Source organism: Lunatimonas salinarum (assembly GCF_017811155.1).
GTDB classification, from domain to species: Bacteria; Bacteroidota; Bacteroidia; order Cytophagales; family Cyclobacteriaceae; genus Lunatimonas; species Lunatimonas salinarum.
The window spans coordinates 244012-261850 of record NZ_JACVCV010000004.1 but is presented as its reverse complement, the minus strand read 5'-3'; the positions used below and the strand labels follow the sequence as shown (position 1 = coordinate 261850).

The following is a 17839-nucleotide window of genomic DNA, read 5'->3' as shown; positions in this document are numbered from 1 at the left end:
ACTGATTTTCGGTTCAATGCAATCTATTTTCGTCTAAAAGTTTATCTAAATCGTATGAACGTAACCTGTAGTTAGACAAACTTTGGCCGACTCAGCAGCTATGCGATCACATAAGCATCACATAAAATACACTTGTAAATCAACTACCTACAAATCATCCGGGCTAATCTATCACATGACCGTCACATAAGATTTAGCTTGTACATCCGATTTTTCTTGGGATTGATGACTGTACTTTAGCCTATCGGACCGAAGTTGACTTCTACTATGCTAGACGAAACAGCAAGGTAACTTTATCTAAATCTCGTCTAAACCAAAAGATACAAAATATTGATTTTCAATATTTTGAGAGCTTTTTTCGTCTAAACTCGTCTAAATTCCCGTCTAAACTCGTCTAAGTCGGTCTAAAGTAGAGAAGGCTAAATTCCTCCAGTCTTTTCTCCTTCTGGCACCAATTCCCATTTTCTTTCTTGATTCACTCGAATCTCTTCCATGGATTTCATTTTCTGCAACATATTCTTGACTTTATGTTTCTTTTGTTCATCCGAAAACCGATCTCCCAACTTATCCAAAAGAAACTCTTCAATATCACTTCTTGAGGCTACCTTGAATTTATCAAGGTATTCCTTTATTAATGCCATCGAGTACTGATCGTCTATTCCTTTGAGCTTGATGTAATCAGCTTTCTGGTTAGACTTTTTCGCTACGATGGCCGAAATATGAAAATTAGGCTTTCTACCTTCAATTAGCTTCTTACGTTTCAACTGCTGTATTTCATGCTCTTCAAGTAGTTTCCCCTTGGATACTTTATCCAACAGCATGATTTCATTCAAAGACAGCCCCGGCATTTGAGCAAGCTTTCTAGCATAGTTGAGATCTACCACTTTCCCCGTAATCTTTACGGTTACTTTCCTATCGGAAAAATCATAATCCGGCAATGGAAAATATTTATTTTTCTGAATCACAAACATCCTTCTGATTCCACTTCCAATGGTATCAATCATTTTGAGATCCACCATCGCATTGGCCAAAAATGGATTCCGATATTTGGTTTCAGGTGAGTCAGATTCAACCACCTTTTCTACTGTTCCAGGAATAAAATCACCTGAGTTTGAAAAGATCAAAATTCCATCCTCACGCTCAATCACATTGATCTTGCCTCCTAGGGTATAATCCTGATGAGCCACACAATTGTGCAATGCTTCTCGGATAATGTAGGGATCAAACTGGCTGACCTCCTCTGGGAAAATACTTCCATCCTGTAAATACCTATAATTCAGGTTACGGATTTTCGAATAAACGGACTGAACGGACAGCAATAATGGACAGGTGAAGTGTTGGTAATCCTTTTCCAGTCCATCTTTATCCTTCAAAATCCAAGAAATCTTTGCGGTGGAAGGACTGATAAAATGCTCTGAATCTGGCTTTCCCAACAATAAAATCGCCGTATGGGTTACTTTCCCCTGAATGGTGATTTTTGCCTTATTCAAAAAAGTGATGTCGTCCCAAGTATTCATCTCCTCTTTCAAATGCGGATTTTTCTCAGAATACTTTTGTCTTGCAATCGCTATGGCCTCCGGAGAAAGATCATCCAAGTTAGCATGCTCGATAATCTGCGAACTCCAATCAAAAGCATTGGACTGCTCTCGGAAGCGATCAAGTTCGTCTATGTTGAGCGTTCCCAAACTTTCTCCATCCCTACCATAAAATTGCTTTTTCCAAGCTACGGGTATTCCCTTTGGCGCTGCGGGGATTTCACAAAGCAAAACCAATTTACCCTCAATCTGAACTTTGTGAACCTCCCGAAAAGACAAATTGGGTGCAGTATGATCCGAAATTTCCTTCTTATACTCATTGATTTGAGTATCTGAAATTTGGGTGCCTACAATCTGCTTATTGTTATCAACTCCCAAAATCAGCCATGCATTGGGTCTGTTTTTGAGATTGGCTTCATTACTCAGGGCAGAAAAATACCTCCCCAGCTTATCCTTGTCGTACTGATTTTTGGCTTCTTTGAATTCCAAAATCTCTGTCTCCGTATCCTGCGATAGAAATTGTCGAAGTAGGCTTTCCATTAGTTTTTGGCTTTCTTTTTCCCTTTCTTATTTTCAAACAGACTCCCTCTCGTCTTCTCCTCGGCAATCATCTTTTCATACAACTTAAACAGATATTCCAAGCGCTCCTCATCAGAATCAAATGGCTTGCTACGATAGCACCGTTCTATTACCTCGTCATTGGCCTCATGGGCTGCTCGAAGTCCGGCAGGCATTTTATCTGGATCATAAAGCTCTGCAAGGGTTTTCTCAGGGTGCTTTTCTCGTTCTCCAAGAATTCTGAAAACGCACTGATTGATTTCCTCTTTTCTTTCTTTTGTGATTTCAGGAAATGGGAATGTATTATAAACTATGTCTTTTGAGTATCTGATACTAGTACCTAAATACCCGCCAACACTTTTTGTCCAGATCATATGCATTTTTGATGTTAAAACGCCCAAAATCCAAGATTCACCGTCGTAAACAACCAGACCAAGATTTGACACAACGATGTTCTTGTCAAGAAAGCCTGTAGGAATGTATTCCCTCCTTTCAGAGGAAACACTTGGCATAATAATTTGGGTATAGTTTGCCTCTTTTCTGTCTCTGAATTGATGGGGTCTTTTGGCTAATTTATTAGTTCCCGCATCTTTGCTTGAAAGTCTATGGTTTTTAACGATTTCTATTCTTTCAGTAATTGGGGGTATCAACATTGCTTCCTCCAATGTTTTGTTATTTAGCCAAATACAATACCTATCAATTCCTCTAATGTATTCAGCAGAGCCGACTAACCTCCTGAAAAATTTATTCGCATCTGGATATTTTTTTAATATTTCCTGTTTCTCATCCTCATTGAGAATCAACCCTCCTCCATCATTAGGCATATTGCCAAAACTCATTTCTGGAAACTCAGAAATAGGTTTACTTCTTCTTAAGATAATAGAATTCCCCCCCTCAATCAGGTAAGGATTGATATTTTTAACCAACTTGAATCTATCATCTGTAAAAAGCCTTTTTTGAGCCCCATCCTCATTTGATATTCCAATAATTGCAACTGTTACTCCTGCATTATCTTTGGCATTATTACTCCATTTAAAAGCTGTATGTGCAAAAAATATACTGATACCTTGATCTAGAATATGAGGCCATAATAACCCAACTTGGAGTCCTTGACAAATAGAATTTGTTGTTACAAAGGCAACTTTTGATCTATTCTTGGTTATGTATTTAGCTCCTTTGAAAAACCATACAGATATATAATCTAAATCTCTGTAATTAGACAGAAATGAAAAAACTTGATCCATATCTTGTTTTTGCTTAACTCCTTGCATTCTTGCACCCAAGTAGGGAGGATTTCCCAAAATATAAATCTCGGAATCAGGTTTTTTTGGACATACTTTTTCCCAATCTAATCTACATGCATTCCCATGCACAATATTCCCAGATTCTTTCAATGGAAGGGTTGGGGAGGTTTGGCCAAACTCTTTAAAAAATTCAACATTCATCTGATGCTCGGCAAGCCATAAGGATAGCTGTGCTATCTCATGTGCAAAGTCATCCAGTTCTATGCCATAGAAATTGGAGAGTGAGATCTGTGAAACAAAATCGCCACCGAAGTTTAGACTTCCACTGCCAACTTTTCCGGAAAGTTTTGCTTTCTCTTTCAGGATCAAGATTTCCAATTTGCGAAGCTCTTTGTAAGCGATAATCAGGAAATTTCCGCTACCACAAGCCGGATCAAAGATTTTTATTTTACTTAGTCGATAGAGCAACTCATTTAGCTTCTTAGGATTTCCCTTGGCTGCTTCAAAGGCCTCATACAGCTCGTTGAGAAAAAGCGGCTCGATCACCTTCATGATATTAGGCACGGAAGTATAGTGCATGCCCATCCCTCCACGATGCTCAGGCGAAATCACTGCCTGAATCATGGATCCGAAAATATCCGGATTGATCGCACTCCAGTCCAGTTCACCGCTATCGATGATTACCTGTCGGGACCTTCGGGTAAATACCGGAGCAGGGTGTGTATGCCGAAAAAGCCCGCCATTGACATAGGGAAAGTCATTCAGGTAGTGAGGGATGTCCTGACGCTGATTGATTGGCGTATTCAGGATCTCAAAAAGCCGATCCAAGTACACGTGCAAATCACTCCCGTCTGCCTGCGTGTGCGAAGCAATCGCCCCGGTAAACTGCTTGTCCTTGAAAATATTGGTATCCTCTGCAAAAAAGCAGAACAACAAACGAGAAAGGAACACATTGAGTCCATGGACGAATTCCGGAGATGTGTCCGGATTGTCCTTTCGGATTTCGTCATACAGTCGGGCCATTTTTTCCGCTGCCCTGACATCTGCTGGATTCTCCTCTGCATATTGGGCCTTTTCCATTCCTGCCCATGGAAGGAAGAAGTCTAAATGCCTGGGCAGATTTTCAAGTTCAGTGGCCAGTGTGTCCGCTGTTTTCGTATCGAAAGCCACCAATTGCTTGTAATCTGTCACAATTACAAAGCGTTGGTCATGATTGGCTTGGATTTTTAGGTCTGTAAGTACTTGATGCAAATCCTGCTCAAAAGCTTCCTGGAATAGCACCTTTTTCTTCCAATTGAATACCCCTGGATCTTTAGATAGGTTGAGATTACCATTTTGCAGCCGGGCAATGGATGCCTTAGGCGCTCCATAAGCCAAAAGCAGGTCATAGATAAAAGTCTCCTGATCAAAATTTCCAATCAGCTTTTGAAGGTTTTTCTCAATTTGGGTAATGGTCATAGGAAATGATTACACTATTGTTCATTAAAATAGCTCTAATTCACTCGCATTTACAAATCACTTCTTAAATTCCACCTAAATCATCCCAAAAAAGAGCCACAAAACAGGCAACCTCTCCTGCCAATGCCAATTTTTCGGAGTCCCAAGCATAGAAAAGATCTCTTTGGAAAAACTTTTGATTTGCGCTATCTTTCAGGGCTTAATAATCACCCGTTCAAACGAGCTTCCATGCGTGTTCCCATACACCGTGAGTATCTCACCTAGCCAATACGCAAAATCTTACCGGAAACCCGATGAAATCGCTTCACTCTACTAACTTCTTAATCCTGATCGTGGGAGCGGCTTTGTTCTTGCAGGCCTGTAGCTCCCCCGTGAAAAAATCGGCCGAAAAGCCCCATATCCTCTTTATCGCCATGGACGACCTGAATGACTGGGCCGGATTTTTGGAAGGGCATGCAGGGATGAAAATCCATACGCCTAACCTCGACCGGCTTGCCGCCAGATCCATGATTTTTACCAATGCACATACCCCGGCCCCGGCCTGTGCACCCACACGCGCGGCAATTATGACCGGAGTACACCACGCGCGGTCAGGAACACAGCATGTGCATTGGGGCGATGGCCCCAAATGGCGGGAGTTTCAGGCATTAAAAAGCTCGATCACCCTGGAGCAGTTCTTCAAAAACCAGGGGTATAAAACCTTGGGTGCCGGCAAAATCTATCACAGTCAGGCACCTCCTTGGACACCAACAAGCCAAGTGGAGCCTGAAAACTGGGACTTCTACTATCCCAGCGCCTACATCTCCCACCCTTACCAGATCCGGGCACCGAAGGAGGTCATCTATCCCGAGGACGTGGACAACGAAAACCGCCCCGGAGGCGATGGATGGTGGACCTGGGGTCCGGTGCCTGTTCCGGATGAGAAGATGGCCGACTACCACGTCGTAGACTGGGCATCCTACCAACTCAGACAGGAGCACCAAAATCCCTTTTTTCTGGCCGTCGGCACGTGGAAGCCCCACGATCCCTGGGAAGTGCCCCAAAAATATTTCGACATGTATCCCTTGGAAAGCATTGTGCTCCCGGAGCGCAAAGCAGACGACCTGGAAGATGCCTTTGATCACGGCAGGCGCTGGATTATGAAATGGGTATTGGATAACCAACAATGGGAAAAAATCATCCAATCCTATGCAGCTTCCATTACCTTTTCGGACGCGATGGTGGGGCGACTGCTGGACGAGTTGGAAAATTCCCCCTATGCCGACAACACGATCATCGTACTGTGGTCTGACCATGGCATGCACATGGGAGAAAAAGACAACATCGAGAAATTTACCCTTTGGGAGCGGTCTACCCGGGTACCGCTATTGATTTCGGTACCGGGCATGAACCTGGGTGGAGCCCGCTGCGATCAGCCTGTAAGCCTGATGGATATGTACCCGACCTTGGTCGAATTGGCCGGATATGAGCAGCCAGGTCACTTGGATGGAAGAAGCTTGGTGCCCCAACTAAAAGATCCTACCACCAAGACCGAACCGGTGATTACCAGCTATAAATTTGGCGGCTCCAACCGACCGGAAGTGAACGGGCACACCGTCAGAAGCCTGAACTACCGGTATATATACTATCCGGAAATCAACCTGGAGGAGTTGTATGACCATGCGGAAGATCCCAATGAATGGCATAACATAGCCTATCAAAAGGAACACAGCGAGGTGGTGGAATCGCATCGAAAGGTCCTATTGGAAATGGTGCCGGAGCTGACCTGGAAGGAAGGCGGTCCCACCGGATATACCGTGGATGCCCATGGACTTGTGCGCAAAGGCGATTTTGAGGTATTTTAGCGAATCACCTTCTCCGAGGCGTCAATAGGATGGAATCGCTGTTCATTTGGCTGAGCAGGTGGCTCTATGAGCTGGGTACTTAAGTCGATGATCTAGGCACTTGCGGTGTCAATAGTGCCTTTCTTTGGTAGGTAGGGAACCGGTAAGGTCAGTTAAAACCGCCAAAAATAGGTATATTAACCGTAAAAACAACAAGCGAACCATATGGTAGACAAAGGATTAGCGGGAAAGGTAGCGATCGTAACCGGAGCAAATCACGGGATCGGTGCAGCGATTGCGATCGCTTTTGCACGAGAGGGGGCGAAGGTATTGGTCACGTATCTGCGACAAGAGCCAGAGTTTTTTGGAGAGACCCCAGAGACCGTGGCGCAGGCGACTGCTCCAGGGAAAGCATTTTATTGCGGGGAAATCGGAAAAACCGGCGATTGGGTAGCTAAGGAGATACAGAGTATGGGAGGGGATTGCCTCACCGTAGAGGCGGACTTGTCGGATCCCTCGACGATACCGATGCTGTTTGATTTAGCGGAGGAGCGTTGGGGCCGGGTGGATATAGTGGTAAACAATGCCGCCCTGGCCGATCCGGACACCTTCTTGCCTCAGACTGTACTGGACCAGGATCTGGTGTTTGCAAAGGAATATGCGCTAAAGGCCGTATCTGCTGCAACGCACGATGCCCATTTTCAGGTCAATAGCCGCGCGGTGGCCTTGATGATGACGGAGTTTGCCAAAAGGCATATCGCGCGCGGAGCGAAGGTGGGCCGTATCGTGAATATTACCACGGATGGCTCCCGATGCCATCCATCCAGTGTCTCCTATGGTGCCAGCAAATTTGCGATGGAGAGTTATGCACGCGCAGCAGCGACGGAATTGGGCCCCTACGGCATCACTGTAAATGTGGTTTCTCCGGGTGCCGTGCAGACGGGGTGGATGCCGGAGGAGGTGGAGAAGGAACTGGCGGCAGGGTATCCGCTTCGTCGGATCGGTCAGCCAGAGGATATCGCCCATGCAGTGATCTTTTTTGCTTCGAGTCAGGCGGATTGGATCACCGGTCAGGTACTTCATGTAGGTGGAGGAAACCGAATGTAATGGTGCCGCTCGCCGACCAGCTCTTACCGGGATAGCAATGAGTCGTTATTTACCTGAAATAAAGCCCAGATGCTTATGAATTTGATCAAAACCACTTGTACCCTTATTGCTTTATGTAGTCTAGGACTCTCTGGCTTGCATGCGCAGGACCGTCTTTCAGGTAGGTCCATTACCACGCCCGGCTGTGTGGACGGTTGGGTTGCACTCCACGAAAAATTTGGTGTGCTGGATTTGGCCCGTCTGATGGAGCCAACTGTTTCGTATGCGAAGGCGGGCATACCCGTTACCTCGGAGGTGGCGGATTTTTTTAGGACGTTTGAAGAGAGTGTCCAAAAATCCGACAATCCCTCGTTCAAAAAGGTGTTTTTTACGGATGGTCGATTTCCGAGAAAGGGTGAAATTCTCAAAAACCCGGATTTTGGCGATATCCCGCTAGAGGAGCTGCTTTCAAAGAAATATGCGGCCGAGCGAAGGGCGCTCATTGACCCTGCAAAGGCGGGCGAGTATCATCCGGGACTAAGCGCAGGGGATCACACGGTCTACCTTACCATAGCCGACAAAGATGGGAATATGGTTTCTCTGATTCAGAGTTTGTCTTCCGGATTAGGATCGCGCGTAGTACCGGAAGGATTAGGGTTTATTCTGCAAAACAGAGGTTCTGGTTTTGTGCTGGAGGAAGGACATATCAATCAGTACGGTCCTGGAAAGCGGCCTTTTCATACCATCATTCCCGCCTTTATCACCAAGGAAGGCAAGCCCTTTGTAAGTTTTGGGCTGATGGGTGGGGATATGCAGGTGCCAGGCCATGTGCAGGTGGTGATGAACCTCATTGACTTTGGGATGAACCTGCAGGAGGCCGGTGATGCTCCCCGAGTCTTCCATTCTGGCACATCGGCCCGTGGCGGCAGGGTGCCGGGGCTTGGCGAAACCTTTCTCGAGTCCGGATTCCCTTATGAGACCATCAGCGAATTGATGGACAAGGGGCATGTGATTCGGATGGACAAAGGAATTTATGGAGGATACCAGGCTATCATGCTGAAGGATGGAGTGTACTATGGCGCTTCTGAGTCGCGGAAAGACGGACAGGCGGTGGGTTATTGATTATTTTGGGTAAATTTCAAATCTAATTACACCCGCCTAAAACGAAGATGGTACCCAATCTCCGCATTATTAGGTACCTTGCCGATGCCGGTATGAACTCAAGGACTCTGAGATCTTCGTTTTTTCGTATAGGAGATCTTTTAGGGTGGCGAACAGCTAGAGGAGACCCAAAAGGCTTGATGTGTGGATACCTGAATATGATTTAGGTGTTCCATCTACGGGAAACGATACAGACAAAAAAAGCAGGCTATGGAAGAAGACATTAGATGGGAACAGCGTTTTTCAAACTTCGTAAAAGCACTTCGAAAGCTTTCCGAAGCGGTTAATTATATCAAGCAGAAGGAAGTACAAGACGATTTGGGAAATTCAAACACTATTGAACTGGTAGATGAAATAATTAGGGAAGGACTGATACAGCGGTTTGAGTACACCCACGAACTGGCATGGAACGTGATGAAGGATTACGCTGTCTTTCAGGGTAATTCGACCATCGGTGGTAGCAGAGACGCAACCCGTGAAGCCTTCCAACTCAAACTGGTGACCGATGGAAAAGTATGGATGGATATGATCGGAAGCAGAAATAGGACCTCACACACCTATAACGAAGAGACGGCTGCGGAGATTTTTTCCAAAATTATGGATGACTATTATCCGGCGTTTTTGGAGTTCGAGCGGATAATGGAAGAGAAAAGAAGTGGAGATCAGGGAAAGCTCTAACGATATGGAAGGTATGACAGGGTTGACCAAGGAAGAACTGGAGCGCATCTGTGCGGTTTTTTCGAACTATCAACAGGTAGAGAAAGTGATGCTTTATGGATCCAGGGCGATGGGGAATTTTAAGCCTGCCTCCGACATCGACTTTACGTTAATGGGAAAAGGAATTGACCTAAGTCTGCAGACAGCCATCGAATTTGAGTTGGATGACCTGATGCTGCCCTACAAGTTTGATGTTTCTATCTACGACCGAATCCGTAATCCCGAGTTTCTTGATCATATCCATCGGGTAGGGAAGGAAATTTATTCAAGGGACACCGACCCCAACCCGGCTCATTGATCATTATCTCATACGTCAGCCGTGGCTATAGAGCAGCGAGATAGAAGGCGGGAGCGGGGTATAAAAAACAGGGGTTCCTTCTTTATTGTAAATCCGTCTAAATACGTATTTTTACTTCAAGACAATGTTGCCAAGAACTATTCGCCCGGAGTACCTGAGTAGTTTTGCCGGTTTAAATGTTCACTTAGTTTACCACTTAACCACAAGCATTCCTTCATGAAGTCTCTCCTTGTTTCCATTCCAGCCTTATGGTTCGTTATCGCTTGTAGCCCGCCATCAAAACAAGCAGCTTACCCTCAAGAACTATTTCGGTCTGAGGAATTGGTCATTACGCAGGTTTCCGAAAATGCCTTTATCCACACCTCTTATCTGCAAACGGATGATTTTGGAAAGGTTGCCTGCAATGGGCTTGTACTGACAGGGGGAGGAGATGCTTTTGTCTTCGATACGCCAACGGATGACCAAAGCTCGGCGTCACTCATTGAATGGCTCGAAGACATCGGTGATTTTCAGCTAAAAGGCGTAGTGCCTACCCATTTTCACAAGGATTGCCTGGGAGGACTGCCGGTATTTGAAAGTCGGGGGATTCCTTCCTATGCTTCCCACCAAACGATAAAGTTTGCTGGGGAAAACAATTTCCCCCTACCTCAGCATGGTTTTGCGGATTCACTTTCTTTCCAGGTGGGTGGGGAAATTATTTTGGCGAAACACTTCGGCCAAGGCCATACCGAGGACAATGTGGTCGTGTATTTCCCCAGCGAGGACGTATTGTTTGGAGGGTGTTTGATCAAGGAGTTGGGTGCGCAAAAAGGATTTTTGGGAGACGCCAATGTTTCTGCTTGGTCCCAAACGGTAGAGACCATCAAACAGCGGTTTCCGGATGTCAAACTAGTGGTTCCAGGCCACGGGGCTTTCGGCGATGTTGGACTTCTCGACTATACCATCGAATTATTTAGGACAAGGCATTTCGGGGAGGGCAGGTTTCAGAACACAGATTAGTGTGGCGTGATGATCCCATCGCTTTGCTTGCTAAGCTTCATTTTTACCAGGATTTCATGTAGCGTTTCGGCCGCAAGTCCATGCAATACCAACCGGTAGGCAGCACTGTAGGTCGTTTCCGGTACCATGGGGTGCTTGTTGTTTACCAAACCCAAATGGGCGGGAGTTCCCAAGATCTGCGAGGTGTAGATGGCGATGGTTTCATCCAATTGCAGGGAATTGGAAGCGCGCACAAAATCATTGGCGGTCAGAAAAAGCTGGTAAAAGGGCGTAAACAGCTCAATGGCCGAACGCAAGTCCAGCACGTTGGTCCAACGGTTTGGAAATTCGATGTGGTCAAACTGATCCTCGGTGATCATGTTTAGGTCCAACTTTTCCGGTGGGCGGATCGTAAGTCCCTTTTCCTTTAATTGCCGGTTCAGGTTGATCACAAAATTATAGAGATTGAGATCGTGCTTCAAAAACAGGTCTTCTTTGATGCTATCAAAATCCTTGGGCTTGAGGGGGTTGCCTGCTAAGGCCACTCCCGGTACATTACCGGCTATAAACTGCAGGATCTCCGTACCCACATGGAAGTGCCGAAAGATAAGCAAGTTGGCGTCTGGGCTCACAAAGTTTTTTAGCCCCCATGCCAGTATCCGGTGCAGTACCCGCGACGAATTCAAGCCTCGGGGCACAAAGTATTTGAAGACATGGATAAAAAACATGGTGATCTTGGACCAAACTTCGATGATGGGAAGCAGGTAACGTACTGATTTGGAGGAATTGTCCCGCATCAGGGCCCGTTTGGTAGACGGGTTGATAGGAATGCTGTCATCCAGGTAGAGGGCCAACCAAGGGTTTGGGTCTCGTTCGTCGTGGGTCAGGTAGTCCATGGGGTGTTACTTTTAGTAGTTGCCGAGCTCATTGAGCTGCATGGTATAGAGTTTGGAGGTTGTTTTGGCTGTTTTGACAATCCGCTTGGCCAAGTCCAGGTTCATAAGCGGGTGCTCCAGGGCCTTTTCCAGGTTATGGAAGTGGTTTTCATCCGCCATGCCGTGATAGGTAAAGAAGGAAACCTGATCGTCTCGCAGACCAAGTTGATCCTGGATCATCCTACCCCAATAGCCGGCCAGGCGTTTGCCAATGCCCTCGATGATAAACATGGCACCCAGCAGGTCAATAGGGTTGGGTTTACTGGCCTGTTGAAAAACGAAGGAGGTAAGGGCAACGGTGCCGATGTTTTTTTCACCGCTTCGGATGGTCTCGGGATCCTCTCCCAGGGCCTCAAAATTTCGTTCGAGCAGTTGATAGTCCTTGTGTTCGGCAGCGGTATGCTTGATAAAGGCTGACCGCAGCTCAAACAACCCAATGTCGATATGGGATGCGGCCCGGGAGATCCACTGAGAGCCATCGATTACCTGTTGGCGTAGGTCGGTCAGGAGTAGCTTGTAGTCGGCCAGGCTGAGATTTCCCTGATGGATCTTGGCGACGACAGGCACCTGGAGCAATTCAGTCTCAAAATCAATCCAGACCTGGGCGAGGTTTCGAATGAGCCACTCGGAGGTTTCGTTCTTGGACAGGTTCAGTTCCGGCGATTCAATTTCCCGGATGGTGTAGGGCTTCTTTTCGGTTTTATCCTCTCCGACCACCGTGAGGTGCATAAAGGAGGTAATAAAACGGCCGCTTTCCGGCACCATGCAAAGGATGCGGTCTCCGGCTTTCAACCTGCCCGAATACAGTAGTTCATCCAGCATGATGTAGATGGAAGCGGCACCGGTATTTCCCTTGGTAGGGAGGTTGCTAAACCATTTCGGATCGGGGATTTCTCCACCACCTTTGATCATCAGTTCTCTGATGGGGCCTTTGAATACCTCCGAGGAGTAGTGGCAGCAGAACCAGTCTATGCCCGCTGGCTGGATTTTCCCTTGGTTGATCAATTCAAAATAATGCGCCACACCGGTTTTTACCAAGCTGTCCAGCAGGCGCACATCCTGGCGGAGATTGATGGCTCCGGCGGCTGAGGCCTCCTCGTAGCTGGCGTAGTCCAGCCAGGTTTTTTCGGTTTCGTTTCGGTTGTCCGTTTTTCCGGTAAACATGCACACCGGAAACTCATGGGCGTGGGATTTCAACTCAATCCACTCTATTTTCAAAGATATCCCGGACCTGTTTTTCTGGTTTTGCAATACGAATGCCCCTGCACCATCGGAAAGCATCCAACGGAGGAATTCCACGGAAAAGGGAAGGGCATCCGTCCCTTGGGCCTCAAAGCGGGAGGCTTTGAACATTCTGCTGGCAAATTCGCTCCCAACGGCCAGGGCGTTTGGTTTCTCCCCGGATTTAATCTGGGAATACGCATTTTTTAGTGCCATAATACCGCTTGCGCACACACTTTGGTGGCTGGAAACCTCGCAGTCCCCCAGATCCAGACCGGCATGTACCATGCTGGCAAATCCCGGTATGGGCAGATCCCCTTGGGTGGTTCCCGTACACAATAAGTCGATCTCGCTGGCCCGCAGGCTGCTTCTTTCCAGTGCCGTTCGGATGGCCTGTGCAGCTAGCTCGGCGTTGGAATGGGTAGATTGCTGCTGCTTATCCAAGGCATAATAGCGCGTCTGGATGCCGTTTTGTTTTAGTATGCGCTCTCGGTTTCGGCTGACTTTTCCATGGATACGGCCCAGAAAATCTTCCATTTCCGCATTGGAAACCGGCGAGTTGGGGAGGAAGGAGCCGGAACTGGTGATATATACTTCTTGCATGGGTTATTTCGTTGGTTTGGAAAACAGCTTGTCCAGCAGGTTTAGGGCAAATCCATAATTCTTCCTTCCCTTGCTGTGGTGCTCGTGATGAGCCGTCCCAAACAGCCGCCAGCTGTCGCCCTTGCCATCGCCAAATCGGAAGTTGCAGTGCCCCGCGAAGTTCAGCAGGATACTGACCGTGGGGTAAAGAAAGACGGCCACGATCGAGAAAGGAATAAAAGGCACAATGGTCAATGGAACCGTGCTCAGCAAGAATGCTTCCAGCCAGTGAAAGCTATATACCGAGTAAACAGTGGGAACGGTGGATCGGTGATGGATGTAGTGAATATGTTGCATCATCGGTTTGAAATGCATGATCCGGTGGATCACATAGAAGTGGACCTCGTTCCAAAGCGTCAGTAGGATTAGGCCCCAGAGAATATTTATCCACGTGTTCGGCAGCAGCTCGATGACTCCCGTCCGTATCAGGTAGATGATGGGGATCGAGGAAAACCCAAAGATAAAGATGGATTTCAGGGAGTGCCCAATCTCGAATCGGAGCTGACTGCTGGAGGCCTCCCGGGGATCTATCCTTTGAAGCAGGTTGTTACGGAACAGGAATTTACAAGTCCGGAGAAAGAGCGTCCCTAAGCCAAAATAGAGTACTAAAAAATAAAGAATTGTAACCCCAAACCATGTCAGGTAGGAGAATTGGAAGAGCATGTTTTCTAAGATAGCCTCCATCAACACCAAGGACGGACAAATGACCCGGCCTGTTGTAAAGTTAGTGAAAATACTCGGTTGTTGGTATTGGGGAAGTGTCAGAACCTAATCAGAAGGTAAATAATTTATTTCCACTTTACCCATAGCAGCAAGGGATTGTCTTCATGTCCCTGTCCATCTTGTTGTGGAACCACAAAATAGGACGTTCCGTCAGATTTTGAAAAGGGCATTAACGGTTCTGCAAAGATCGGAGCTTGAAAACCTTCCTCCGCTTTTGCCGATCTTAGGCTTTGTTTGTCATAAAGATATAGGTAGCGTTTTCCTTGGTGTCGATACTGTACCTGATACTGGGTGGGAGTAACCTGCACATCTGCCATGGCATATTCCGGGGGAAATGTGCCGTCATTTTTACTTTCTCTAAACCGAAACGCTACTTCGGGAACTAGCTCATTGGTAGAGGAAACAGCAAATAATGTGTCCCGCCGGTAGGTCTCAGGCAAAAGCGTGGGCAGGAAAAAATAGTTGACGTCGTTTACCTGAAACACAAAATTTGGTTGCCGGTACACCAACCCTAGGTTTTGGACCAGGTGAATGTGGTGCTTGAGGTTGGCTAAGGTGTCAAATTCGCTGTTCACTACGTGTAACCGATTATTGACCAAAAATCCTTCGTCATGAGGTTCGCCATACTGGCTTTCCCAAAACCAAAAATGGTCAGAGGTAACAAAAGCCGCCGAGAGCATGCGTGTCTTATCCAGGTACTCCTCGACGAGCGTTCCATCCTCCTCATAAATCAACGTTTTGTGATCAAACGGGGCGCATACGACCAACCGTTTTCGTCGGCCATCGAAGGCAATGGAAGTGGGGACTTGGAATTCACCGGGTCCCTGACCGATGGTTCCGATTCTGCGGATATAGCGTCCTTTCCAACCGAATTGCATGATGGCTGGCTCACCGCCCAGGTTAAGCACATAAATGTAGTCTTCGCCAAACGCGACGTCGTTTACATAGGATATAAGGCTCTTCGGTGTGCTTTCCAAAGGAATGGATCGCATTTCAGTGGCGTAATCTGCCAAAATAAAGGGTTCCTCGAATGTCTTGGCGTCGGATATTTCCAGGGAAGGGATGCTTGCCTGCTCGGAAAGTTGATCGCTACCCCCGCAACCAAATTGAGTTAAGATCCCGAATACGAGGAGCAAATTGCCCAAAATACGCCTGTTCATAGGGCTAAGTGACGTGGATTCTAAGGCAATGTATCATTTAAAACGCTTAGTTGAAAGATTAGAACGGTTTTTGTATTGTTATTCCTCGAAACCAAACAGACGGTATATATGAGCATTAAAGTGAAAATTATCAGTGTCCGATCGCTTACCCACGATGTGAAGGAAATAAAGGTGGAAAAGCCCAAAGGATATACCTTTGTTCCGGGGCAAGCTACCGAAGTGGCCATAGACAAGGACGGATGGCGGGATGAAAAGCGTCCATTCACCTTCACCTCCCTCCCTGAAGATGACTATTTGGAGTTTGTGATCAAATCTTACCGGGAACACAATGGGGTTACCTACCAAGTGGATGGCTTGGTCGAGGGCGATAGCCTCTTGATCGGAGATGCCTGGGGTGCCATTTCCTATACCGGACCTGGTGTTTTCATTGCTGGAGGTGCCGGAGTGACACCATTTATCAGTATCCTTAGAATGCTCGAATCAACGGGAGATCTGGCAGGCCATAAGCTGATCTTTGCCAATAAGCGGGGAAAAGATGTATTGCTTGAATCCTATTTTTTTGATCTTTTAGGAGAAAACTTCATCTCCATTTTGAGTGAGGAGCGGGTCGATGGGCACCACCATGGGATGGTGAATATGGCATTTTTAAAAGAGCAACTGTCAGATTTTTCCCAAGAGTTTTACGTATGTGGGCCGGAGGAAATGGTGAAGGATGTGAGCAGTAGCCTAAAACAACTGGGAGCTAGGCCGGACGGCATTGTTTTTGAAAAGTGATACCGGCGTTTTTTCGAAATTGCCCCGTATCTTAGGGGAGTCAAACGCTCATGCAATCCCCGCAACTACCCTATGGAGAAAATCTCGGTCTTTGATATGTTAAAAGTCGGCGTGGGCCCATCCAGTTCACACACCTTGGGACCTTGGTTGGCGGCGAGTCGGTTTTTGGACGAACTTGGAGTGAGCCGGATTTGTGCGCTGGAGAAAATCTCCGTTCACCTATATGGCTCGTTGGCATTAACAGGAAAGGGGCATGCGACTGATTTGGCCGTGACGCTGGGATTGGCAGGGCTGGATCCGGTCCGCTTTCCAGTTGCAGAGATCGATCAAATGGTGGGGAAGATCAAAGACGAAAAACGGCTCACCCTCCCGGGAGGATACACCCTTCCCTTTGATATGGCTACGGATATTGTCTTTCATAATGAGTTTCTGCCCTTTCATGCAAATGCACTCCGTTTTGAGGCGATAATAGCTAACCGGCTCCTCACTGAGACCTATTACTCTGTGGGTGGGGGCTTCGTGCAGAAGGAAGGTGAGGTGGATGCTTCACCTGTCTTGCGGGAGGAGTTCCCCTTTCCGATAGAAAAAGCCAACCAACTGCTAGGATACTGTACCCTCGAAGGGAAACGGGTTTCGGATATCGTGTGGGCAAACGAGCGAACCTTGCGGACAGAGGAGGAGATCCTTACGGGGCTTTGGGATATTTGGGAGGTGATGCAGGACAGCATCTACTCCGGATGCCATACAGGGGGCGAGTTGCCGGGTGGACTGCGCGTCAAGCGTAGGGCATCTGAAATGCACAGCAGGCTCCTTGGAAAAGAAAAATACGAAGATTCTGAAACTTGGCTTGCTGCGATTCGTGCCATGGATGTGGATTTTCGTAGTGTGCTGAAGTGGGTAAGCTGTTTCGCGCTGGCCGTCAATGAAGTAAATGCTGCAATGGGCAGGGTGGTAACCGCTCCTACCAACGGCAGTGCGGGGGTCATTCCGGCGGTTCTGCTTTATTACCTGGCATTTGTGCACAAATCAGCAGGGAAAGAGGAAGTGACCCGTTTTCTGTTGGTAGCCTCGGAGATAGGCAGTATCTTTAAAAAGAACGCCACGCTTTCAGCTGCCATGGGCGGGTGCCAGGCAGAGATCGGTGTGTCCAGCGCCATGGCGGCGGCGGGCCTATGCGAGCTGCTGGGCGGCAGTCCCGGGCAGGTGCTGACGGCGGCTGAAATAGCCATGGAGCACCATCTGGGCCTGACCTGCGACCCCATTTCCGGGCTGGTACAGGTGCCGTGTATCGAGCGTAACACCATGGGGGCTATCAAGGCAATCAACGCAGCGGAACTGGCACTGGAAGCCTCACTGGAACACACCAAAGTGTCCCTTGATAAGGTGGTCCGTACCATGTGGGAAACCGCCAGGGATATGAACGGAAAGTACAAAGAGACTTCGGAGGGTGGTCTGGCCCTTTCCGTTAATTGGGTGGATTGTTGATTTTCGGCGATCCCTCCCGGTCAATCGTAACCAAAAATAGG

14 protein-coding genes and 1 pseudogene are annotated in these 17839 nt (G+C 47.4%); 8 read left to right on the top strand and 7 right to left on the bottom strand.

The window, feature by feature from the left end; translation table 11 throughout:
* Nucleotides 1-419: 419 nt before the first annotated feature.
* The 3 genes and pseudogenes from IAQ59_RS06665 to IAQ59_RS22610 form a co-directional block, all read right to left on the bottom strand.
* Nucleotides 420-2075, bottom strand: coding sequence for an RNA-binding domain-containing protein (locus IAQ59_RS06665; protein ID WP_209330009.1), 1656 nt, complete (start codon nt 2073-2075; stop codon nt 420-422).
* Entirely contained in the window at nt 2075-3961 is a 1887-nt protein-coding gene (locus IAQ59_RS06660; protein ID WP_245189472.1) for a class I SAM-dependent DNA methyltransferase, read from the bottom strand. Before IAQ59_RS06660 ends, IAQ59_RS06665 begins: the two co-directional genes overlap by 1 nt.
* 165 nt (nt 3962-4126) lie before the next feature.
* Nucleotides 4127-4795: pseudogene (locus tag IAQ59_RS22610) on the bottom strand (type IIL restriction-modification enzyme MmeI); the annotation flags it as partial.
* Between the two features lie 293 nt (nt 4796-5088).
* On the opposite strand from IAQ59_RS22610, the gene IAQ59_RS06655 reads away from it, so the two are divergent.
* From IAQ59_RS06655 to bla, 6 genes are all read left to right on the top strand, one after another.
* Nucleotides 5089-6639 (top strand): sulfatase, encoded by a 1551-nt coding sequence (locus tag IAQ59_RS06655; RefSeq protein WP_209330007.1) that lies wholly within the window; start codon nt 5089-5091, stop codon nt 6637-6639.
* Between the two features lie 204 nt (nt 6640-6843).
* Nucleotides 6844-7725, top strand: a complete 882-nt coding sequence (locus IAQ59_RS06650; protein WP_209330006.1) for an SDR family NAD(P)-dependent oxidoreductase — start codon at nt 6844-6846, stop codon at nt 7723-7725.
* A gap of 75 nt (nt 7726-7800) precedes the next feature.
* Nucleotides 7801-8826, top strand: coding sequence for a gamma-glutamyltransferase family protein (locus IAQ59_RS06645; RefSeq protein ID WP_245189470.1), 1026 nt, complete (start codon nt 7801-7803; stop codon nt 8824-8826).
* A gap of 249 nt (nt 8827-9075) precedes the next feature.
* On the top strand, nt 9076-9543 hold the full coding sequence (locus tag IAQ59_RS06640; RefSeq protein ID WP_209330004.1) for a nucleotidyltransferase substrate binding protein: 468 nt from the start codon (nt 9076-9078) through the stop codon (nt 9541-9543).
* 4 nt (nt 9544-9547) lie between these two features.
* Nucleotides 9548-9880: a nucleotidyltransferase domain-containing protein gene (locus IAQ59_RS06635; RefSeq protein ID WP_209330003.1), complete on the top strand. Its 333-nt coding sequence runs from the start codon at nt 9548-9550 to the stop codon at nt 9878-9880.
* A 216-nt stretch (nt 9881-10096) separates the two neighbouring features.
* A complete protein-coding gene (gene bla, locus IAQ59_RS06630; RefSeq protein ID WP_209330002.1) occupies nt 10097-10879 on the top strand; it encodes a subclass B1 metallo-beta-lactamase in 783 nt (260 codons plus the stop codon).
* On the opposite strand, the gene IAQ59_RS06625 is transcribed toward bla, so the two are convergent.
* From IAQ59_RS06625 to IAQ59_RS06610, 4 genes are all read right to left on the bottom strand, one after another.
* On the bottom strand, nt 10876-11754 hold the full coding sequence (locus IAQ59_RS06625; RefSeq protein WP_209330001.1) for a DUF6999 family protein: 879 nt from the start codon (nt 11752-11754) through the stop codon (nt 10876-10878). The two genes, bla and IAQ59_RS06625, sit on opposite strands and share 4 nt — an antisense overlap.
* Before the next feature lie 12 nt (nt 11755-11766).
* Nucleotides 11767-13617: a 3-oxoacyl-[acyl-carrier-protein] synthase III C-terminal domain-containing protein gene (locus IAQ59_RS06620; protein WP_209330000.1), complete on the bottom strand. Its 1851-nt coding sequence runs from the start codon at nt 13615-13617 to the stop codon at nt 11767-11769.
* Nucleotides 13618-13620: 3 nt separating this feature from the next.
* The gene (locus IAQ59_RS06615) at nt 13621-14319 is read right to left on the bottom strand and encodes a sterol desaturase family protein (RefSeq protein WP_245189469.1); all 699 of its coding nucleotides are present in this window, start codon (nt 14317-14319) and stop codon (nt 13621-13623) included.
* Nucleotides 14320-14444: 125 nt separating this feature from the next.
* The gene (locus tag IAQ59_RS06610) at nt 14445-15539 is read right to left on the bottom strand and encodes a 6-bladed beta-propeller (RefSeq protein ID WP_209329999.1); all 1095 of its coding nucleotides are present in this window, start codon (nt 15537-15539) and stop codon (nt 14445-14447) included.
* A gap of 108 nt (nt 15540-15647) precedes the next feature.
* Here IAQ59_RS06610 and IAQ59_RS06605 point away from each other — a divergent pair, with 108 nt between their 5' ends.
* The gene (locus IAQ59_RS06605; RefSeq protein WP_209329998.1) at nt 15648-16313 is read left to right on the top strand and encodes a ferredoxin reductase domain-containing protein; all 666 of its coding nucleotides are present in this window, start codon (nt 15648-15650) and stop codon (nt 16311-16313) included.
* 72 nt (nt 16314-16385) lie between these two features.
* Nucleotides 16386-17798, top strand: coding sequence for an L-serine ammonia-lyase (locus IAQ59_RS06600; protein ID WP_209329997.1), 1413 nt, complete (start codon nt 16386-16388; stop codon nt 17796-17798).
* Nucleotides 17799-17839: the final 41 nt, after the last annotated feature.